The sequence below is a fragment of the Ruegeria sp. S84 genome, from assembly GCF_056583445.1.
Genome location: NZ_CM152618.1, coordinates 1473970 through 1492961, shown reverse-complemented (window position 1 = coordinate 1492961; position 18992 = coordinate 1473970). Strand labels below are relative to the sequence as shown.

The following is an 18992-nucleotide window of genomic DNA, read 5'->3' as shown; positions in this document are numbered from 1 at the left end:
GCCGTCCGAGCCGCCCTTAGGCGGTCATGTTCCATAGCACGGTCTCGTGACGCATCTGGGCGCTGTCGGGGTTGATTGCCGCCATCAGAGCGGGTGCAAAATCCTGTTGCATGAATGCAGCAGCGGCGTCCTTTGCCGATTTCATATCGGTCCAGACGACATAGTCGGTCCAGCGGCCATCTTCGCCATGGCTTAGCTGGCGGTGGGTAAAGCCGGGAGCCGCGCGGACGAAGGCTTCGGAGGCTTGGCTTAGCCTGACGAACTGTTCAGGCTTTGTGCCGTCGGCAAGGGTAAAGGTGACGATTTCTGCGACATGGGTCATGTGGTTCTCCGTAGACCAGGTTTCGATATCGTCCTTCTAGGTGATATCAACTGACATAAACCTGTCAGTTGAGAAATGCGAGTCCGCAAAAAACGCATGATCCGTTCAATTTTGCGCGCGGATTTGATCTGTCGCACTTTTGCTGATGCCCGTACGGGCGTAGACACGGGGCCAGACATATTCACGGCGCGCTGCGCCGACGTAGAAGGAGACAAGTCATGCTCAACAATATTGGCCTTCCGGGTATCCTGCTGATTGCTGTTGTGGTTCTCGTCCTGTTTGGACGCGGCAAGATCAGCTCGCTGATGGGTGAAGTGGGTAAAGGCATTACCTCGTTCAAAAAAGGCATCAAGGAAGGTTCGGAAGAACTGGAACAAGACGCGTCTGAGCTGGCCAAAGACGTCACGCCTGAGACTGACAAAGACAAGGTCTGAGCCTAGATGTTTGATCTGGGCTGGACCGAGCTTCTGGTCATCGGCATCGTCGCGTTGATCGTGGTGGGGCCAAAGGACCTGCCTGTGCTGTTCCGCAATGTCGGACGGTTCGTCGGAAAGGCGCGCGGCATGGCGCGCGAATTCAGCACTGCAATGAACGAGGCTGCGGACGAAGCAGGCGTCAATGAGATCAAGAAGGGCCTGAACGCGGCGACCAACCCGGTTAGTACAGCGATGGACGGGATCAACGAAGCCGCGCGCGACGTGGCCAAATCCATCGACCCAACCAAGTTCGACCCTGACAGCGAGACCGGCAAGCTGGCCACTGAGCGAGCAGAGCAAGCCAAGAAGATCCAAGCCACAACGGCGCGCGCTGCCGCTGAACGCAAGGCCAAGGAAGCCGCGGATGCGCTGGCCAAGGCGGAAGAGGCCGAAGCAGCGCTGAAAACCGAAAGCAAAACATGACCAAGACCGACGAGATCGAGGACAGCTCGGCACCCCTGATCGAGCACCTGGCCGAGCTACGTACGCGGCTGATCCACTGCGTTGTGGCGTTTCTGATCGGTATGATCATCTGTTTCACCGTGGCCACCCCACTGTTCAACTTCCTCACGCAACCGCTATGTGAGGTGCTGACCGAGCGTGGACAGGATTGTGGGCTGATCTTCATCTCGCCGCAGGAAGGGTTCTTTGTAGCGATCAAGGTTTCGCTGCTGGGCGGGTTCATTCTGGCCTTTCCCTATATCGGGATGCAGATGTGGAGGTTCGTGGCGCCGGGCCTGTATAAATCGGAAAAAAACGCGTTTCTGCCGTTCATGCTGGCCTCTCCCTTCATGTTCCTGCTGGGCGCAAGCTTCGCTTTTTATGTGGTCACGCCATTGGCCTATGACTTCTTCCTCGGTTTCCAGCAATTTGGAGCGGAAGGAGAAGCTGTAGCAGAAGGCGCAACCGCACCTTTGAGCGTGGTGTTTCAGGGTTCGGCGCAGGAATATCTCAACCTGACCATCAAGTTCATCGTTGCCTTTGGCCTGTGCTTTCAATTGCCCGTATTGCTGACACTGATGGGTAAGGCCGGACTTGTCAGTGCCGAAGGTCTGGGGGCAGTGCGTAAATATGCGGTGGTAGGCATTCTGGTGTTGGCTGCGATTGTCACACCGCCGGACGTGATCACCCAGATCATCCTCTTTGTCGTAGTTTACGGGCTCTATGAAATTTCAATATTCCTGGTCGCCCGTGTCGAGAAGAAGCGCGAAGAACAGTTGCGCGCCGATGGATACTACGACGATGAAGAGGCCGAAGCCGACGCAGACGTGATGCAGGATTACGAAGAGAACAAGTAACCTGTTCCAATAGCTTTAAAGGCGCGCCCAAGGTAGGCGCGCCTTTTTCAATTGCTGCTCTTGTTGTGTTGATCGGAACATGGTTGAACTCCGCCAGAACATCCCGGAGGAGCCGATGGACGACCAAGCCCTGAATCGCATTGCGGACGCGTTGGAACGCATGGCGCCCGCGCCGCTGGCGGCACCTGATTTCAACGCGGCCCCGGCTTTCGTCTGGCATGTCGAGCCTGACCGGCTGGAACCCGTCACACAGGTCAATCGGGTCGACCTTGATCTATTGGTAGGGATCAACCGCTCCCGCGATACGTTGCTGGACAACACGCGCCGCTTTGCTGCGGGTTACAAGGCTAATAACGCGCTCTTGTGGGGCGCGCGCGGAATGGGGAAATCCAGCCTCGTCAAAGCGGTGCACGGTACGTTGCAGGATGAGCATCCTGACCTGAAACTGGTCGAATTGCAGCGCGAGGATATGGGCTCGGTCGCGCGTTTGCTGAACCACCTGCGTGCCGCGCCGCACAGGTTCATCCTGTTTTGCGATGATTTGTCGTTCAGCCACGATGACCAGCATTACAAATCGCTCAAGGCCGTGCTGGATGGCGGTATCGAAGGTCGCCCGGAAAACGTTGTGTTCTACGCCACATCAAACCGCCGCCACCTGATGCCGCGCGACATGATCGAAAACGAACGCTCCAGCGCCATTAATCCGTCCGAGGCGGTCGAGGAGAAGGTCTCACTCTCTGACCGTTTCGGCCTGTGGCTGGGGTTCCACCCCTGCGATCAGGACGAATATCTAGCGATGATCGATCGCTACTGCGCCGCTCATGGCGTCAAGGTTGATCCAAAAACTCTGCGCGCGGAAGCCATCGAGTGGCAAGCCACCCGGGGGGCACGCTCGGGCCGCGTCGCCTGGCAATTCTTCGTCGACCTCGCCGGGCGAAACGGCGTCCATATCGGTTAGTCCGCCCGCTTCATCTGGCCAGAGATACCTCTGCCGGAGGCATGGCCCGTCAGGGCCATTCTCACAACAGTGCTATAATCCGCGCCGCCTCATCCGCAGTGCTGGTTAATACATCCCGATCCTCACCGGGATGGAAACGCGCACGTACGGCGGTCGGCATCGGTGCAGGCTCAACAATCGACACGCGCGGTCCCGTCCGTGCGGTCTCGGTCGCCCAACTGCGAGCCAGCGCCATCTGTGCCGCTTTGGTGGCGCCGTAGATGCCATAGAACTTCTCGCCTGCCTTCGGGTCATCGAAGAACACGGCATGGCCAGTTTCGCCCAACAAAGGCGCGACATACGGGATCAGAACCGAGGTGGCGTTTGCATTGATGCTGACTGCCTTGTTCCATTCCTTCGGATCAACGAAATGCACTGGCGTCAGGGCTGAGGTATGGATTGCAGTATGCAACCACAAATCGATCTTGCCCCAGCGATCGTGAATGCTCCGGCACAGGGTCGCCATCGCATTGGGATCGGTGATGTCCATAGGGGCCAGAGTGGCCGAGCCACCCTTCGCCTGGATGCGGTCATCCAGCTCTTCCAGCCCGCCCTGAGTACGAGCGACAGCGACGATGTGATAGTCGGGGGCCAGCGCTTCGGCCAGCGCCGCGCCCAACCCGCGAGAAGCCCCGGTGATAAGGGCGATTTTGGTCTGATCGGTCATGAGGGGGGTTTGAACCTGCACGCGCAGGGCGTCAAGTCAGGATCAACTGCCGGGGATGTCGATCCTTCGGTTCTGGCCGCTTTGTCGCAGCACAACACCATTTTCATCAATGGCGACGACCTTACCCGGGCCGACACGACTGCCGAGTTTCACTTTCTTAATGCGCCCCGACGACATGCGGACTAGGGCTTGTAGGTCCGCCTTGGGCCCAAAAATGCCCAATACCGAGACCGCGTTCTTCTTGAGCGCCCCCGCCTGTGTGGCGGCGCTTTTCACCGTTGCGTTTGCCATGATCTGTGGCCGAGCTGCGCGCCCGGACCCCGTTTTGTGAGTGGTTTTCGGCATCCGGGTAACACGGGCTTTGCCGGACCAAAAGGCCGGCAGCACTCGGTTGGAAGCGGTTCGAATGCCGCATACCGAACCCTTTGCAAATGCAGCCTGTTCAGCAATAGGTTGTCGGCGGATTCTGACCTATGGCCGCTAGCGCAAGTCTCTTGGCCGGCGCCTCAGGACAAAACGATTCGCCCGATCACCCCGAGGCCAGTTTCGCCGCGTTCCACGAACTGCCGACCACCTGCATATCTTCACGCTTTTTGCTGACCCGACTGCTGTTTTCTAGGCTGCCCAGATATTCCTCATCGACGCCGGTGACGTAGTTGCCGTCAAAGCAGGAACAGTCAAAAGCTTCGATCTCGGGGTTGCCTTCCTTGGCAGCCCAGATCAGATCGTCGAGATGTTGGTAGAACAGCGCATCCGCACCCAGTTCTTCGCGAATCTCCTCGATCTCTTTGCCATTCGCGACAAGCTCGTGTCGGGTTGGCATATCGATGCCATAGACATTGGGGTATTTCACCGGGGGCGAGGCGCTGGCGATATAGACCTTTTTGGCCCCGGCCTCACGGCACATCTGGACGATCTTTTTGATTGTATTGCCGCGCACGATCGAATCGTCGATCAGCAGTACGTTATGACCGTCAAACTCCAAAGGCACCGCGTTCAGTTTGCGACGCACGGATTTCTGCCGTTCTTCCTGGCCTGGCATGATGAAGGTGCGGCCAACATAACGGTTCTTAACAAGCCCCTCGCGATAGGGAATGCCTGTGATCTTTGCGGCCTCAAGCGCGACAGGGCGGGCGCTATCTGGCACAGGGATGATCCGGTCGATCTCAAGTCCCGAGTCCTGAATTTGCTTGGCCAGCGTCTGCCCCATTCGCATCTGGGTTTTGTAAACCGACACCCCATCCAGCAGCGAATCCGGTCGGGCTAGATAGACATACTCGAAGATGCAGGGTGTCAGTTTACCTTCAACGGCCTGGAACTCGTGCATATTGCCGTCGAGGTCGATAAGGATCGCCTCGCCGGGACCTAGGTCGCGCAGCTTGTCAAAACCGTTGATGCCGAATGCCACATCTTCGGAAGCAAAGGCATAATCATCGCCGTCACCAGTTGCAGCACGCTTGGCAACAGACAAAGGTCGGATGCCGTAAGGATCGCGGAAGGCCAGCATCCCGACGCCCGCGACGAGGCAGATCACCGAATACGCCCCCTGAACCCGCTCCATCGTCATTTTGACACCGGCAAACAGGTTGCGGATCGGATCAGCATTACCATTGACCTTGATCGCATCAGCGACCTTGTCGGCCAGTACGTTCAGAAGGACCTCTGAATCCGAAGTTGTGCGCAGGTGGCGGCTGTATTTGGCAGTTACCTTTTCGCGTTGTTCTTCGGTATTGGTGATGTTGCCGTTGTGAACCAGATAGATGCCATAAGGCGCGTTCACGAAAAATGGTTGCGCCTCGGCCGCGCTGAGCGAGCCAGCGGTTGGATAGCGGACATGGCCCATGCCGACCTTTCCCAACAGGGTTTCGGCGTCACTGGCATTGAACACGTCTTTGACGAGACCATTTGCTTTCTTCTCACGGAAGAACTCGCCGTTGTAGGTGACGATCCCCGAGGCGTCCTGACCTCGGTGCTGAAGCATCAGCAAGCCGTCATAGATTTCCGCAAAGACATCATGTGTCCGGCTTGCGATCCCCAAAATCCCACACATACACGGGCTCCAATTTCTATGACTTGCTTAGGATGGCGTTCAGGTCGGATCGGGTGCGGACGGGTATCTGAATGGTGTGTTTTGGTCCGTTTGCACGGGACTGAGGCACAAGCACGAAAGCGGCTAGCGCATAAGAAAACAGATACAGCAAGGTCGGCAGCTCCGATTCCATGTCGGTATGGCCTCCACATAATGCCAAACGATGCGTGTGTCATCAAAGGATCACATTCGCGATTTGACGCAGGTGCGAATTGTACACGCCGCGGGTTTAGGATGACAAATGTACAGACCTATGCTGTCATATCATTGCGAAGGTTTTTTGCATGCAGTCCGGCAATACCTGGTGGAGCAGACGCCATGTGGCAACACAAGCAAAACACACCGAAGGACAAACCTGTCAAGCGGCGTTGCCACCGATGTCGTGGGGCAGGGCGCGCACCCTGCGAGATCTGCAAGGGAACCGGTGAAGTGATCAAGAGCCGAGACCAGTATGGCAAGCCGATCTCAAGCCGATGTGACGGATGCTTTGGCCTGAAGACCATCCGTTGCAATATTTGTGGTGGCGAAGGGTTTATCTGATTTTTCCGAACCAAACGCAAAAAAGCCCGGCTGAAACCGGGCTTATCTTTGGAATTTGGTTTGATTAACCCTCAGAGGCGTTGTCGGCGGTGCAGCTTGCGACCAGCTCTTCGTACTGGGCGGTAACCCAACCCAACGCCGCCTCGGGATTTTGTTCTTCGATCTGTCCGCTGAACTGTTCGAACACTTTGGCAGAGCGGCTTTCATCAACCATGGTATAAGACTGGCCGGTCATCACCGTGTCGTAGACAAAGAACGCGATGGCAACCAACAGGATGCCGCGGGCGATGCCGAAGAAGAAGCCAAGCGCCTGATCCAGCCCGCCAAGCGCGGAACGCTGCACCAAAGACGAAAAGAGCGGTGTGAAGATGCTGACCACGATCAGCGCAATGGCGAAGACGGCGGCAAAGCCGGTAATGACCGAAAGCTCGCAGCTATCACGCAGGAATTCTCCAACCACCGGGACCTCTTTGACCAGTGGTACGGCCTGCGGTGCGAAGATGAATGCTAGAACTGCCGCGGCGACCCAGCCTGCGATGGCCAAAACCTCGCGCATGAAACCGCGCGAATAGGCCAGCAAGCCCGACAGCACGATGATCAGGGCCACAACCCCGTCAATTATTGTAAAACCTTCCATGGCCCTCGCCTGTTCGTTTTCTGCCCCTCAAGGCGCGACTTTACCCTGCTCCGAAGGTTTCGCCAACAAACCCCACCAAATCAGAGGGTCGGGTGAGTGTCAGACCTGCCACAGTGCCAGTTTTGCCACCTGCCGGAGCAATTGCCGCTGTGAAACCAAGTTTTTGCGCTTCTTTCAACCTGTTTTCGGTCTGCGGGGCTGGTCTAAGTGCCCCGGATAGCGAGATTTCTCCGAAAACGACCGTATCGGCAGGCAGGGCGGTGTCTTCACGAGCGCTGAGCAGTGCAGCAGCAACGGCGAGGTCGGCAGCAGGTTCGCTGACTTTCAGCCCTCCGGCGACGTTCAGGTAGACATCGAGCCCGGCAAAGGGGATGCCGCAGCGGGCTTCGAGTACTGCAAGGATCATGGCGAGCCGCCCGCTATCCCATCCCACAACCGTGCGGCGGGGCTGGGAATGGGGGGACGGCGCCACCAGTGCTTGCAATTCGACCAGCACGGGGCGGGTGCCTTCGATACCTGCGAATACGGCGGAACCTGGGCTGGGCTTACCGCGTTCCGATAGGAACAGGGCCGAAGGGTTGGTGACTTGCGCCAGCCCTTTGCCGGTCATTTCGAAGACGCCGATCTCATCCGCTGGGCCAAAGCGGTTCTTAACGGCGCGCAGGATGCGGAACTGGTGCCCGCGTTCGCCTTCGAAGTAAAGCACGGTGTCGACCATATGTTCGACTACACGGGGGCCAGCGATCTGGCCTTCTTTGGTGACGTGGCCAACCATGATGATCGATACGCCGTGGCGTTTTGCAAATGTCGTCAGCTCGTGCGCTGCGGCGCGCACCTGCGACACCGAGCCCGGCGCGCTGTCGACATTGTCGGCCCACATCGTCTGGATCGAGTCGATGATGGCGAGGCCGGGTTTTTCTGCCTCTAGCGTCGTGAGGATGTCCCGAAGGTTGGTTTCAGCGGCCAATTGCACCGGCGACTCTTCCAGACCTAACCGGCGCGCGCGCATCCTAACCTGTGCGCTAGCCTCCTCGCCCGAGACGTAGATGGTTTTGACACCTTTGCGGGCAAAACGTGCTGCAGCTTGCAGTAAGAGGGTCGATTTGCCAATGCCGGGGTCACCGCCCACCAGCAGCGCCGATGCAGGGACAAGGCCGCCGCCGAGGACACGGTCCAATTCTTCAACACCGCAGAGGGTGCGGGGCGGGGGTGTTTCTTCGGTCGAGAGGTCGGTGAGCGCGATTGACTGGCCGCGTTTGCCGCCGAGGGATTTCTTGGCTGGTCCAGCCGAGAGCGGGGCTTCCTGAACGATGGTGTTCCACTCGCCGCAGCCGTCGCAGCGGCCTGACCATCGTGTATGTGAGGCACCGCAGGCGGAGCAGGTGAAGGATTGTGTCTTTGCCATGTCGCCCTTGGTGCCCGAGGAAGGGCGGTTCTTCAAGCCCTTGCGGGCTTTCCTCACCGCCGGTGGCGCGCCACGTCCTCAGGCCCTTCGGGCCATCGTCCGCTGCGGGCGCTAGACGCGCCTATTCCGCAGCACGCGGCGGGGTCATCGCAACCACGCTGCCTGGTGTTTGATCGTCCGTGGGGGATTGCAATTGCGCCGACAGTTCCGGAAGCAGATCGAACAGCTCATCCCTGAGGCGCGCGAGTTGCGATTTGGCGATGGATTCCTCGATCTCGATGTCTCGGGTCCATTGGCGCAGCTCGTGCTGGATGATTTGGGCTTCCTCGATGCGCTGCTGGAATTGTTCGACCTCTTCCTGACGTTGCCGCAGGAAGGCGCGGGCGCGTTCGACCTTTGTGTCCCCATAGGTCTCGGCCAGTTCCTGGCTGATCTGGCTCATCTGAGCAGCCAGTTCCAGCACCTGCGGTTCGAGCCCCTGCAAATCGGGGTGATCGCGCAGGAAGGCCATGCGCTCTTTCACCGCGTCGAATTCGGAGGCCAGCGCAAAGGCGCCGCTGCGGTCGGCGGCATGGGCGACCTGATAGGCCCCGGCCACGTCCTGCATATTCATTGTGAACTTACGATGGGTGTTTTCAAGCGCCATCATGCGGGCGTTCGATGGCAGATAGAAGACCAGCATCAGGATCAGGGCGGTTAATCCGATCTGGATATAGATGCCTGCGTCAATTGTTGCACCGTTGCTGAGACCGGCCTGCAACGAGAGCCAGGGCAGGATGCCAATCGCGGATAAAATGGTGGTCGTCACCGCGAACAATGCTGCGGCGCAGATCAGGAAAAAAGTGAGCCTTAATAAGGTATTCTGAAATTGCAATGTTATTGTGTGGAGGGCGGCCATGATCGTCGTTCTCCTTCTTCAACCGGTACAAAAACCGGGCCGAAGCGGAAGGTTAGACAGACGCGAAGTGATCCGCTACGGACCCGAAAACTACAAAATTTACTGCTCGAAATATTAAGATGATACTCAGAAATCTGTTTTCAATCAATTAGGTCTGAGGTTTTCGTGATCCAAATGTCATCTCTGTAATATGGCCCAGTGCAAGTGAGGCCAGAATGCAGCCGGTGAACAGGTAGAGACCCCATGCGGTTTCGATGGTGGCGTATGAGATGCCTTTGGCCAGCGTGATGTAGAGCGCGATGAGGAAGATATCGGCCATCGCCAGCTTGCCGAGGATGTTGAGCGCGGGCTGGACGCGCGGGTCCAGCAGGTTCCATTGGATCAGCGCGGTGCCGATGGTTTTGACGTAGGGCGCGAAGAGGGCGAAGACGGTAACGATCAACGCGAGGAAGATGTCGGACTTCCACAAGGACTGGAGCCCGGTGATGACGCTGATTTCACTGAGGCCGAAGATCGGGAGCAGACCGGCGCGCATCAGCGGGGCGAACCACGCGATGGGGTAGAGGATCAGGAGGGATAGGGTGGCGAGGCGGAGGATCATGAACAAGAATTTTGATAAGGCAGTTGAATACTTAATGAGTGGAGGTATCTGCGGCAAGTTCTGAGTTGCGGTCGCTTGAGTTGAGTGTAAGTTTAAGTAAGTCCTAAATTAATCAGCTTTAGATTGCAGTGCCTGACCCAATAATAAAGATCGTAAATGGCCCATCCGCATTTAGTAAAGGAACCGTTGCTGCGGGAACTGACGGCTTAAATGCTGTCTTTTCAGCTGCGAGTGCGGCAGCAGACAGGTTGCCGTTTGACCGAGAGCAGCTCTTTGGTGTTTTGCATTTCCGACTTTACGAAACGGATCGCGCACGAAGAAGAGCGGTATGGTTTGGTGGCCGTCTATTCAACAGGTTTTCTGGTGAAGATCCCGGCTACATCCCGGTTTCCGGAACACATCTTCGCCAAGTGTTTGATGCAATACGCATTCTAACCCCCGACTTTGTGATAAGCGCAGGGCAATATCTATTGCGCTATGACTACGCTAAGCGCGCGTATGATCAGTTAAAGCAGGAACGTGAGGCGGAGAGAGCTTAACGCACCGCCTCAATCGGCCCCTCGGCACTCCCGCTGATGAACTGCTCCACATAGGGATCACCTGAGGCGTCCATCTGGCTGACCGGGCCAGTCCACTGGATCACGCCTCCGTGCAGCATGGCTACGTTGTCGGCAATGGCACGGACGGAGCTCATGTCGTGGGTGATTGTCATCGCGGTGGCGCCCATCTCGGTCACGATTTCTCGGATCAGGTCGTTGATGACGCCGGACATGATGGGGTCGAGGCCGGTGGTGGGCTCGTCGAAGAAAATGATCTCGGGTTCGGCGGCGATGGCGCGGGCGAGGCCGACGCGTTTTTGCATGCCGCCTGACAACTCCGCCGGGAACCGGTCAGCGACGTTGGATTTCAGGCCCACACGGCGCAGTTTCTCGATGGCGATCTCGCGCGCCTCATCGACTGGGCGTTTCAGCGAGCCGCGCAGCAGGCGGAAGGCGACGTTTTGCCAGACGGGCAGCGAGTCGAACAGCGCCGCGCCCTGAAACAGCATTCCAAAGCGGGCCAGAAACGCATCGCGGTCGCCTTTGGCGGCGTCTTTGCCGTCGACATAGATCATGCCGCTGTCGGGCTTGATCAGGCCGAGGATGCATTTCAGCGCCACGGATTTGCCCGTACCCGAACCACCGATGATGACCATCGAGGTGCCCTGTGGGATATCAAGGTTCATGCCTTGCAAGACGTGGTTGTCGTCAAAGGCCTTATGTACGTTCTCCATTCGGATCATAGCGAGAAGAACACCCCTGTAAGAACGAAATTGGCGGCGAGGATCAGCACAGCAGCAGCCTCGACCGAGCCCTTGGTGGCGCGGCCCACGCCCTGCGCGCCGCGGCTTGAGGACATGCCGTAATAGCAACCCATAATGGCGGCGATCACGCCGAATGCAGCACCTTTGACCAGTGACGAAACGATATCCCGCGCTTCAAGGAAATCGACGGTGTTTTTCAGATAGGCTGCCGGGTTGAAGCCCAGATTTTGCGTCGCGACAGTGTAGCCGCCTGCGATGCCGATGATATCTCCGACCCCGACCAGCGCTGGAACTGTGATCAAGGCGGCCAGCACGCGTGGGGCGGTGAGGTATTTCATCGGATGGGTGGACAATGTGACCAGAGCGTCGATCTGCTCGGTCACTTTCATCGTCGCAATCTCGGCGGCGATCGAAGACGTCACGCGGGCGGCGATCATCAGGCCGACCAGCACCGGGCCAAGCTCTCGCACCATGCCTATGGCGACGATCTGGGGCACAACGGCTTCGGCGTTGAAACGCGCGCCGCCTGCGTAGATCTGCAGCGCCAACGCGCCGCCGGTGAAGATGGCGGTCAGGCCGACCACGGGCAGGGACAACCAGCCGATATTCAGCAGGGCGATGCCGAACTCGCGCGGATAAAACGGTGGTCGAAAAATGTGCGAAACCGCGTCGAGCGCGAACAGCGCGACGCGGCCAAACGCGGCGAGCATGGTCAGGATAGAACGCCCCAGCTCACCCAGCAATGAAACGGGATTCATTCCACGTAGCCCCGCGAAAAGCGACTGCCGAGCGAGGTCAGAATTTCATAGCCGATGGTGCCAGCGGCTTCGGCCAGATCATCGACGGTTTGGTGCCCGTTCAGGATACGCAGGCGATCAGGTTTATACGGCAAGTCAGTCACATCCACGGTGATCAGGTCCATCGAGATACGTCCTACCACCGGGCAGGGCTGATCACCAGCGAATGTATCGATGCCGCCCCCAATGGCGCGATGCAGCCCATCGGCATAACCGGCCGCAACGGTCGCAATCTTCGACGGGCGGCGCGCGCTCCAGCTGTTGCCGTAGCCGACGGTCTCGCCCACGGCGACGTCGCGCACTTGAATCACCGGCATATCGACGGTGACGACCGGCTTGGCCCCGGCAAAGGGCATCCCGCCGTACAGGCCAATCCCTGGGCGGCAAAAGTCAAAGTGGAATTCCGGCCCCATCAGAGTACCACCCGTCGCCGCAAGCGAGCGAGGCGCATCGACGCCATCGGTCATCTGTTTGAACGTGTTCAACTGTTGGCGGTTCATAGGGTGTTCAGGCTCATCCCCGCAGGCCAAATGCGACATCACGACCAGCGGGTCCAGGGCAAGAGCTTCGTGCCGCAGTTCGGCCCAGTCCGCAGGCTCAAGCCCAAGGCGATTCATACCGCTGTCGAGCTGGATACCAAAGCCATGATCGGGCAGGGCCTGACGATGACGCTTGAATTGTTCGGGCGAGTTGATCAACGGCGTCAGATCATGCTGGCGCAGCAGATCCGTGTCACCCTCCATATGTCCGGAAAACACCGCAACCAGCGGGCCGGGGCCCACAGCCTCACGCACGGCCACGCCTTCCTCGGCGACGGCGACGAAGAATTTTGCAACGCCTTCCTCAGCCAGCGCAGAGGCGACCGGACCGGCACCTAACCCGTAAGCGTCAGCTTTGACCACTGCGCCGGTTTCAACCTGGGTCTTTGCGTCAAGCGCCTGCCAGTTCTGGGCGAGCGCGTGCAGATTTATCGTCAGATGTGCGGTACTCATAAACGCCGTTCATCACATAGGATTGGCCCAGGTCAAGGGGGAGCACCTTAATTCTTGGCGGGTTTATGCGCCTCATAGGCCGCTTCCAGCTCGGAACGCAGGAAATCCGCAAATAATAAGGGGCTAAACTGAGGTTGGCCGGTCCCGGGTAGGGGTTCGATGATTGTACTGACATGAGGATCAAAGAAGAACGGAACGCTATATCGTTCACGGCCAGAATGGTTGATGACCCGATGCGGCGTCGAAAGCAGGCGGCCGTTCGACATCCGGTGCAGCATATCCCCGACATTGACGACAAAGGCGTCGGGACGGGACGGAACGTCAACCCAATGCCCTGACGGTGTTTTGACCTGCAAGCCGCCCACCTGATCTTGAGCAAGCAGCGTTAGGCATCCGAAATCAGTGTGCGGGGCCGAGCCGAACAGATCATCGGGGCTGGTCTTTGCTTGCGGAGGATAGTGAAGCAGACGCAGCCAGAATGTAGGCTCATCAAACGCGGAAAGGACCGAGAAATCCTGCGCCTCGCAAGCGATCAGCGCGATATGCATCAATCTGCGTCCAAGGGCCGACATAGCCTTAACGTAGGTTTCCAGGGTGTCGCGAAAATCCGGTAGATCAGGCCATCGGTTTGGACCCGAGAGGTAGATATCGGGATCAACGCCGGCATCCTCGCGCATCATCATGAAGCTGGCGGATTGGTTGGGTTTTTTTACATCGGCCAGTGTTGAGTTCACATCTGTCGATGTGTTGATGGCGATGTATCCGCGATGCGTGTGGTCGACTGCGATTGCCAGCTTTTGATCCAGCGGCAGCGCGTGAAACTGTTTTGAGGCTTCGAACACATCGCGCATCAGCTGCGGGTCTATTCCGTGATCTTCGATATAGCCGAAACCAGTCGTGCCGTAGGCCGAACGAAACTCGGCCGCGATTTCCTCATCAGGGCGTGCACCCAGACGAATAACGGGGATCTCTGTGAACTCAGTCATGTCTCTCTCGCTTATATTGGGAAGATTGCAGGGGCAAAAATGCCCCCGGTCTATCCCGCAAAGCGTTTGCGGCGATGCCCGAAATGACGCGCCAGAATCACGCGCCGGGGTAGGGGATTGAGACAAGCTTGCATGGCCCGATCCGTACACATCGGACCGGGCTGGTCAAGGGATCAATAGCCCTCGATTTGGCTATCCTGTTGCCAGGGTTTGACCAGATTGCCGAAGCGGGTGAACTGAGCCTCGAACGACAGCTCTACCGTGCCGATGGGGCCGTGGCGCTGCTTGCCGACGATGACCTCGGCCTTGCCATGCAGGCGCTCCATGGCCTGCTTCCATTCTTCCATCTTTTCCAGCTCGTGATCGCCGGGTTTTTCGCGTTCCTTATAGTATTCCTCGCGGAACACGAACATCACAACGTCGGCATCCTGTTCGATCGAGCCCGATTCCCGCAGGTCAGACAGCTGCGGGCGTTTGTCGTCACGGCTTTCTACCTGTCGGCTGAGCTGTGACAGTGCGATGACCGGGATATTGAGTTCCTTGGCGATGGCTTTCATGCCCATCGAAATCTCGGCGATTTCGTTGACCCGGTTGTCGGCCATTCCGCGGCAGAGCTGAAGGTAGTCGATCACCAGCAAATCCAGCCCGTGCGTCCGCTTCAGCCGCCGTGCACGGGCAGCGAGTTGCGAGATTGGCAGGGCGGGGGTGTCATCAATGAACAGCGGGCAGGCTTCCAGTTCTTTCGCGGCGTCCACGAAGCGGCGGAACTCGGCCTCGGTCATGTCGCCCTGGCGGATTTTGTGACTGGAGATCTCGGAAGCCTCGGCCAGAACCCGGCCCGCAAGCTGTTCGGCGCTCATTTCGAGTGAAAAGAACCCAACCACACCGCCGTCGATCGCACCTTCAGAGCCGTCCGGCTTGGTGCCGCGCTTGTAGGCCTTGGCCACGTTAAATGCGACGTTTGTTGCCAGCGATGTCTTACCCATCGACGGACGCCCGGCCAAAATGATCAGGTCGGACGGGTGCAGGCCACCCAATTGCTTGTCGAGATCGGCCAGACCGGTGGAAATCCCCGCCATGCCGCCACCGCGTTGGTACGCCTCGTTGGTGACGTTGACGGCTTCTGTGACCGCCTTGAGGAAGGATTGAAAACCCTGTTCGGTCTGGCCCTGCTCGGATAACTGATAAAGTTGTTGCTCGGCCTCGACGATTTGCTCTTTGGGCTCGCTGCTGACATCGACCCTCGCAGCCTTGTCTGAAATGTCCCGGCCCAGCCGGATCAGCTCGCGCCGAATGGCGAGGTCGTAGATCATCTGGGCGTAGTCATGCACCGCAAAGGCACTGATTGAGGCACCGGCAAGCTTGACCAGATAGGCCGGACCACCCAGTTCCTTCAGGCCCTCATCCTCGGCCATGAAAGACTTCAGCGTGACGGGTGAAGCCAGCGCATTTTTAGCGATACGGGTCGACGCGACTTCGTAGATGCGCGCATGAACCGGATCATAGAAATGCTCGGCCCCAATAATCGATGCGACCCGATCATACAGATCGTTATTCGTCAGAATCGCACCCAGAAGCTGCTGCTCGGCCTCGATGGAGTGCGGCATTGTTTCTGGGTTCTGAATCTGTGCGGCGGCCTGCTCGATACTGCTGATCTCGTTCATTGCTGTTCTCTTTGTCCCCTGGACAGAGGCCATAGCGCGGCCCTGTGAGTCGGCGCAAATTGTATGTTTTCTGGGGATATGCTGTGCATATCTCTCTGCCCCATCATATTGAAGGATGAGGCAGGGTTGCGTCAACATCTTGTGGATGAAGCGATCGACGCAGCGGTCAGTGTTTCCATTCTGAAAACAGTTTGCGCAACGTCAGCTTTTATGTGCGTCCTGCCAACCGCGCGGGTCGTTCAGGAAGGCCTCGACGCCATCAAGCGTCTCTTCGTCAAAGGCCTTTTGCGCTTTGGCTTCCGCCAAAACATCCCACCAAGTACAAAGCGAGTGCAATTTTACGCCGTGATCACCCAGCGTTTTCTCGGTTTCGGGGAAAATACCATAATAGAAGATCACAGCCGTATGCCCACAGGTCGCACCGGTTTCGCGGATCGCGTCGACAAAGGACAGTTTTGAGCCTCCATCGGTGGTCAGGTCTTCAACCAGCAGTACCCGCTCACCCTCGCTCATCGCGCCTTCGATGCGGGCGTTCCGGCCGTAGCCTTTGGGTTTCTTCCGCACGTAGGTCATTGGCAGTGACATGCGCTCGGCCACCATTGCAGCGAAGGGAATACCTGCTGTCTCGCCACCGGCGATATTGTCAAACGCTTCGAACCCCGCGTCGCGCATCACGGTAACCGTCAGGAAGTCCATCAGGGTCGAGCGGATGCGCGGGTACGAGATCAGCTTGCGGCAATCGATATAGGTCGGGCTTGGTAGACCGCTGGCCAGCGTGAAAGGTTCGCGGGAATTAAAGTGTACGGCCTTGATCTCCAGCAGCATCCGCGCGGTCAGGCGGGCGATTTCGGTGCTGTCGGGGAAGGAACTGGGGATCATGGCGCAAACCTCTGGGCTGAAAGGGTGTCGCAGGCTGATAGCCTGACCCCCGGCCCAGAGTCGAGAGGGCACGCTAAAAGAAAAGCGGACCCCCAAGAGGTCCGCTTGATGCCCTTGCGGGCAGAGCAGCCAAGGTGGGCTTGACTGCTCATTTCTCAGGCTCGCTTTCCGCAATCGGCAAGACTGTGCCTTCAATCTCGGTTTCGACGTGTATGCGAGGCGAGGTAAGAAGCGCAACCACCATTGCCGTCACAAATGTGTAGGCTGCCGCGCAGTAACTGTATTCAGCGCCCAGTATTCGAATTGATGCGATGAAGGGTGCAGGTTTTCTTAGGTCCGAGCCAGATCAGCAAGAGCGTCGCTCAAAAGGGTCAAAGCGTGGTCCCGCGCAGCGCGACGTACGTTATCCCGTCCCTGCGCTCCGAATTCCACGGTCTCGGTTCGGGTCGGTTGACCCTGTGCAGCGAGGCCAAAGCATACGCGGCCTTCGGGTTTGTGTTCGGACCCGCCGGGGCCCGCGATGCCGGTGATCGAGACCGCCAACTGTGCCCGCGAATTCTGCAGGGCGCCATTGGCCATTTCCCGGGCGACTTCTTCTGAAACTGCTCCATATGTCTCAAGCGTATCGGCGCGCACGCCCAGCATCTCTTGCTTTGCGGTGTTGGTGTAGGTGACAAAGCCGCGCTCAACCACGGCAGAGCTGCCAGGGATGTCAGTCAGTGCAGCGGCGACCATACCGCCGGTACAGCTTTCAGCAGTGGTGATCATCATGCCCTGCGCCTTGGCGCGATCCAGCAGGTCGACAACGATCATTGACCCATGACTCCATGTGAGATACCGGCGAGGACGACCACACCGATGGCCGCAAAGACGCCAGCGATCACATCATCCAGCATGACACCCATCGGATCTCCACGCCGGTCGGCCCAGCCAATGGGACCGGGTTTGGTAATGTCGAAGAGGCGGAACAAGAGAAAACCCGCGATCCAGCCGGGCCAGAGCGCTGTGATGTCGATCCCATGCGCCCAAGACGGGTAGGAAATCGCCCATATCGCGATGAACTGGCCCGCGACTTCATCAATGACAATTTCGGACGGGTCGTGGTCATCTTGTCCAGCTGTCATCACTTGCGTAGCCCACAGGCCCCCGAAGAAAACCGCGAGTGTTGAGATGACCAGCAAGGGGAAGCCACCCAGCGTATGCAGAACCCATGCCAGCGGCAAAGCAGCCAGCGATCCCCAGGTGCCGGGGGCAGGGCGGAGGTAACCGACGCCGCAGACGGTTCCGATTAGACGAGCCGCTGTCATGACTTCACCAGACAGGCAGTTGCGAGCGAGGCAATGCCTTCGCTGCGACCGGTAAAGCCCAGCCGTTCGGATGTGGTGGCCTTGACCGAGACCTGATCGGTGCGCAAGCCCATGATCCGTGCCATTTCGGCACGCATGGTATCGGCATGAGGGCCGATCTTGGGAAATTCGCAGACCAGTGTGCAGTCGACATTCGAGATCTCATAGCCCAACTGCCCAGCCAATTCGACTGCGTGGCGCAGGAAAATTTCACTCGCTGCACCTTTCCACTGCGGATCGGAGGGCGGAAAATGCTGTCCGATATCACCCCGCGCCAGGGCGCCATAGATCGCGTCGGTGACCGCGTGCATCCCCACATCTGCATCGGAGTGACCTTGGAGCCCACGATTGTGCGGCACCTTCACCCCGCAGAGGATCACGTGATCTCCGTCACCAAAGCGGTGCACGTCGTAGCCGTTGCCCAGCCTTACATCCATATTCATACCCATTGTACGTTCGGCCCGGGCGAAATCCTCGGGCCGTGTGATTTTCAGGTTATCCGCATCGCCCGGAATAATCGCGACTTCGATTCCCGCAGCGCGCGCGACTTCTACATCATCCGCTGCACCTCCGGGATGGGCTGAATGGGCGGCGGTGATTGTGACATAATGAAATCCCTGCGGTGTCTGCGCAGCGTAAAGGCCGGATCGATCCTGCGTTCCTGTCACCATCGAACCGTCGCCTGTCCAGAGCGCATCCGTGACGACCAAGCCTGGAGCAGCTGCCGCATGCGTGTCGAGTGCTTTCAGAACATCGCCGATTATCCGAGCGCTGACGCAGGGTCGGGCAACATCATGTATCAAAACCTTTTCAACGCTGTACGCTTCCAAAGCCTGCAACCCGTTGCGCACTGATCCGGCGCGGTCTGCACCGCCGGGTGCAAGGATCAGGTTTGTCGCGCTGAATTCTTCCCAAACGGCTGTGTCCTCTTCGGCCAGCACCAAAACGACGTGATCAACCAACCCTTCGAAGCGGTCAATCGCCCAATCGGCCACGCGCCGCCCAGCCAAGGCACGCCACTGTTTGGGCACTCCGCCTCCGGCGCGCTGGCCGCGCCCGGCGGCGACGATGATGGCGGCTGTGGTCATCTGAAAG

22 protein-coding genes are annotated in these 18992 nt (G+C 58.3%); 4 read left to right on the top strand and 18 right to left on the bottom strand.

Annotated elements, in window-relative coordinates; translation table 11 throughout:
• Positions 1-16: 16 nt before the first annotated feature.
• Positions 17-322 carry a hypothetical protein gene (locus AC1DFB_RS07525; RefSeq protein WP_170406158.1) on the bottom strand — a complete coding sequence of 102 codons (306 nt, stop codon included), beginning with the start codon at positions 320-322 and terminating at the stop codon, positions 17-19.
• 218 nt (positions 323-540) lie between these two features.
• Between AC1DFB_RS07525 and AC1DFB_RS07520 the strand changes: the two genes are divergently transcribed.
• The 4 genes from AC1DFB_RS07520 (at position 541) to AC1DFB_RS07505 (ending at position 3054) form a co-directional block, all read left to right on the top strand.
• Positions 541-756 (top strand): twin-arginine translocase TatA/TatE family subunit, encoded by a 216-nt coding sequence (locus tag AC1DFB_RS07520; RefSeq protein ID WP_010440381.1) that lies wholly within the window; start codon positions 541-543, stop codon positions 754-756.
• A 6-nt stretch (positions 757-762) separates the two neighbouring features.
• Entirely contained in the window at positions 763-1221 is a 459-nt protein-coding gene (gene tatB, locus AC1DFB_RS07515) for a Sec-independent protein translocase protein TatB (RefSeq protein WP_170396807.1), read from the top strand.
• Positions 1218-2096, top strand: a complete 879-nt coding sequence (tatC, locus tag AC1DFB_RS07510) for a twin-arginine translocase subunit TatC (protein WP_170396809.1) — start codon at positions 1218-1220, stop codon at positions 2094-2096. Before tatB ends, tatC begins: the two co-directional genes overlap by 4 nt.
• Positions 2097-2211: 115 nt before the next feature.
• Positions 2212-3054, top strand: a complete 843-nt coding sequence (locus AC1DFB_RS07505) for an ATP-binding protein (protein ID WP_170732453.1) — start codon at positions 2212-2214, stop codon at positions 3052-3054.
• Between the two features lie 61 nt (positions 3055-3115).
• Here the strand turns inward: AC1DFB_RS07505 and AC1DFB_RS07500 are convergent, their stop codons facing one another.
• The 17 genes from AC1DFB_RS07500 to AC1DFB_RS07420 all read right to left on the bottom strand — a co-directional run bounded on the left by AC1DFB_RS07500 (position 3116) and on the right by AC1DFB_RS07420 (position 18985).
• Positions 3116-3760, bottom strand: a complete 645-nt coding sequence (locus tag AC1DFB_RS07500) for an SDR family NAD(P)-dependent oxidoreductase (protein WP_170509579.1) — start codon at positions 3758-3760, stop codon at positions 3116-3118.
• Between the two features lie 42 nt (positions 3761-3802).
• Positions 3803-4051 carry a hypothetical protein gene (locus tag AC1DFB_RS07495; protein ID WP_480922432.1) on the bottom strand — a complete coding sequence of 83 codons (249 nt, stop codon included), beginning with the start codon at positions 4049-4051 and terminating at the stop codon, positions 3803-3805.
• Positions 4052-4289: 238 nt separating this feature from the next.
• Positions 4290-5810, bottom strand: coding sequence for an amidophosphoribosyltransferase (purF, locus tag AC1DFB_RS07490; protein ID WP_170396815.1), 1521 nt, complete (start codon positions 5808-5810; stop codon positions 4290-4292).
• 16 nt (positions 5811-5826) lie between these two features.
• Entirely contained in the window at positions 5827-5982 is a 156-nt protein-coding gene (locus AC1DFB_RS07485) for a hypothetical protein (RefSeq protein WP_170421970.1), read from the bottom strand.
• A gap of 471 nt (positions 5983-6453) precedes the next feature.
• A complete protein-coding gene (locus tag AC1DFB_RS07480; protein WP_170406144.1) occupies positions 6454-7026 on the bottom strand; it encodes a CvpA family protein in 573 nt (190 codons plus the stop codon).
• A 40-nt stretch (positions 7027-7066) separates the two neighbouring features.
• Positions 7067-8431, bottom strand: a complete 1365-nt coding sequence (gene radA / locus AC1DFB_RS07475; RefSeq protein WP_170406458.1) for a DNA repair protein RadA — start codon at positions 8429-8431, stop codon at positions 7067-7069.
• Between the two features lie 121 nt (positions 8432-8552).
• On the bottom strand, positions 8553-9329 hold the full coding sequence (locus AC1DFB_RS07470) for a DNA repair protein (RefSeq protein WP_170509585.1): 777 nt from the start codon (positions 9327-9329) through the stop codon (positions 8553-8555).
• Between the two features lie 148 nt (positions 9330-9477).
• Positions 9478-9930, bottom strand: a complete 453-nt coding sequence (locus tag AC1DFB_RS07465) for a paraquat-inducible protein A (RefSeq protein WP_170465294.1) — start codon at positions 9928-9930, stop codon at positions 9478-9480.
• Positions 9931-10465: 535 nt separating this feature from the next.
• Positions 10466-11212, bottom strand: coding sequence for an ATP-binding cassette domain-containing protein (locus AC1DFB_RS07460; RefSeq protein ID WP_170734926.1), 747 nt, complete (start codon positions 11210-11212; stop codon positions 10466-10468).
• On the bottom strand, positions 11209-11991 hold the full coding sequence (locus AC1DFB_RS07455) for an MlaE family ABC transporter permease (RefSeq protein ID WP_480922431.1): 783 nt from the start codon (positions 11989-11991) through the stop codon (positions 11209-11211). Before AC1DFB_RS07455 ends, AC1DFB_RS07460 begins: the two co-directional genes overlap by 4 nt.
• Entirely contained in the window at positions 11988-13022 is a 1035-nt protein-coding gene (gene alr, locus AC1DFB_RS07450; RefSeq protein ID WP_170800638.1) for an alanine racemase, read from the bottom strand. Before alr ends, AC1DFB_RS07455 begins: the two co-directional genes overlap by 4 nt.
• Before the next feature lie 47 nt (positions 13023-13069).
• Positions 13070-14008, bottom strand: a complete 939-nt coding sequence (locus AC1DFB_RS07445; protein WP_480922430.1) for an isopenicillin N synthase family dioxygenase — start codon at positions 14006-14008, stop codon at positions 13070-13072.
• A gap of 173 nt (positions 14009-14181) precedes the next feature.
• Entirely contained in the window at positions 14182-15672 is a 1491-nt protein-coding gene (locus AC1DFB_RS07440; protein WP_170567117.1) for a replicative DNA helicase, read from the bottom strand.
• Positions 15673-15873: 201 nt separating this feature from the next.
• Positions 15874-16551, bottom strand: coding sequence for an orotate phosphoribosyltransferase (locus AC1DFB_RS07435; RefSeq protein ID WP_170732358.1), 678 nt, complete (start codon positions 16549-16551; stop codon positions 15874-15876).
• Positions 16552-16881: 330 nt separating this feature from the next.
• Entirely contained in the window at positions 16882-17364 is a 483-nt protein-coding gene (locus tag AC1DFB_RS07430) for a CinA family protein (protein ID WP_170509600.1), read from the bottom strand.
• Complete coding sequence (locus tag AC1DFB_RS07425) at positions 17361-17858, bottom strand: phosphatidylglycerophosphatase A family protein (protein WP_170406118.1); 498 nt, start codon at positions 17856-17858, stop codon at positions 17361-17363. Before AC1DFB_RS07425 ends, AC1DFB_RS07430 begins: the two co-directional genes overlap by 4 nt.
• Positions 17855-18985, bottom strand: a complete 1131-nt coding sequence (locus AC1DFB_RS07420) for a bifunctional 2-C-methyl-D-erythritol 4-phosphate cytidylyltransferase/2-C-methyl-D-erythritol 2,4-cyclodiphosphate synthase (RefSeq protein ID WP_480922429.1) — start codon at positions 18983-18985, stop codon at positions 17855-17857. Before AC1DFB_RS07420 ends, AC1DFB_RS07425 begins: the two co-directional genes overlap by 4 nt.
• Between the last annotated feature and the right edge of the window lie 7 nt (positions 18986-18992).

Excerpts from the sequence above, each read along its gene's own strand:
- AC1DFB_RS07525 (WP_170406158.1), bottom strand. The coding sequence starts at position 322 with ATGACCCATGTCGCAGAAATCGTCACCTTTACCCTTGCCGACGGCACA.
- AC1DFB_RS07500 (WP_170509579.1), bottom strand. The coding sequence starts at position 3,760 with ATGACCGATCAGACCAAAATCGCCCTTATCACCGGGGCTTCTCGCGGG.
- radA (WP_170406458.1), bottom strand. The coding sequence starts at position 8,431 with ATGGCAAAGACACAATCCTTCACCTGCTCCGCCTGCGGTGCCTCACAT.
- AC1DFB_RS07455 (WP_480922431.1), bottom strand. The coding sequence starts at position 11,991 with ATGAATCCCGTTTCATTGCTGGGTGAGCTGGGGCGTTCTATCCTGACC.
- AC1DFB_RS07425 (WP_170406118.1), bottom strand. The coding sequence starts at position 17,858 with ATGACAGCGGCTCGTCTAATCGGAACCGTCTGCGGCGTCGGTTACCTC.
- AC1DFB_RS07445 (WP_480922430.1), bottom strand. The coding sequence starts at position 14,008 with ATGACTGAGTTCACAGAGATCCCCGTTATTCGTCTGGGTGCACGCCCT.
- AC1DFB_RS07505 (WP_170732453.1), top strand. The coding sequence starts at position 2,212 with ATGGACGACCAAGCCCTGAATCGCATTGCGGACGCGTTGGAACGCATG.
- AC1DFB_RS07440 (WP_170567117.1), bottom strand. The coding sequence starts at position 15,672 with ATGAACGAGATCAGCAGTATCGAGCAGGCCGCCGCACAGATTCAGAAC.
- AC1DFB_RS07495 (WP_480922432.1), bottom strand. The coding sequence starts at position 4,051 with ATGGCAAACGCAACGGTGAAAAGCGCCGCCACACAGGCGGGGGCGCTC.
- alr (WP_170800638.1), bottom strand. The coding sequence starts at position 13,022 with ATGAGTACCGCACATCTGACGATAAATCTGCACGCGCTCGCCCAGAAC.
- purF (WP_170396815.1), bottom strand. The coding sequence starts at position 5,810 with ATGTGTGGGATTTTGGGGATCGCAAGCCGGACACATGATGTCTTTGCG.
- AC1DFB_RS07420 (WP_480922429.1), bottom strand. The coding sequence starts at position 18,985 with ATGACCACAGCCGCCATCATCGTCGCCGCCGGGCGCGGCCAGCGCGCC.
- AC1DFB_RS07480 (WP_170406144.1), bottom strand. The coding sequence starts at position 7,026 with ATGGAAGGTTTTACAATAATTGACGGGGTTGTGGCCCTGATCATCGTG.
- AC1DFB_RS07485 (WP_170421970.1), bottom strand. The coding sequence starts at position 5,982 with ATGGAATCGGAGCTGCCGACCTTGCTGTATCTGTTTTCTTATGCGCTA.
- AC1DFB_RS07465 (WP_170465294.1), bottom strand. The coding sequence starts at position 9,930 with ATGATCCTCCGCCTCGCCACCCTATCCCTCCTGATCCTCTACCCCATC.
- tatB (WP_170396807.1), top strand. The coding sequence starts at position 763 with ATGTTTGATCTGGGCTGGACCGAGCTTCTGGTCATCGGCATCGTCGCG.
- AC1DFB_RS07460 (WP_170734926.1), bottom strand. The coding sequence starts at position 11,212 with ATGATCCGAATGGAGAACGTACATAAGGCCTTTGACGACAACCACGTC.
- AC1DFB_RS07470 (WP_170509585.1), bottom strand. The coding sequence starts at position 9,329 with ATGGCCGCCCTCCACACAATAACATTGCAATTTCAGAATACCTTATTA.
- AC1DFB_RS07430 (WP_170509600.1), bottom strand. The coding sequence starts at position 17,364 with ATGATCGTTGTCGACCTGCTGGATCGCGCCAAGGCGCAGGGCATGATG.
- tatC (WP_170396809.1), top strand. The coding sequence starts at position 1,218 with ATGACCAAGACCGACGAGATCGAGGACAGCTCGGCACCCCTGATCGAG.
- AC1DFB_RS07435 (WP_170732358.1), bottom strand. The coding sequence starts at position 16,551 with ATGATCCCCAGTTCCTTCCCCGACAGCACCGAAATCGCCCGCCTGACC.
- AC1DFB_RS07520 (WP_010440381.1), top strand. The coding sequence starts at position 541 with ATGCTCAACAATATTGGCCTTCCGGGTATCCTGCTGATTGCTGTTGTG.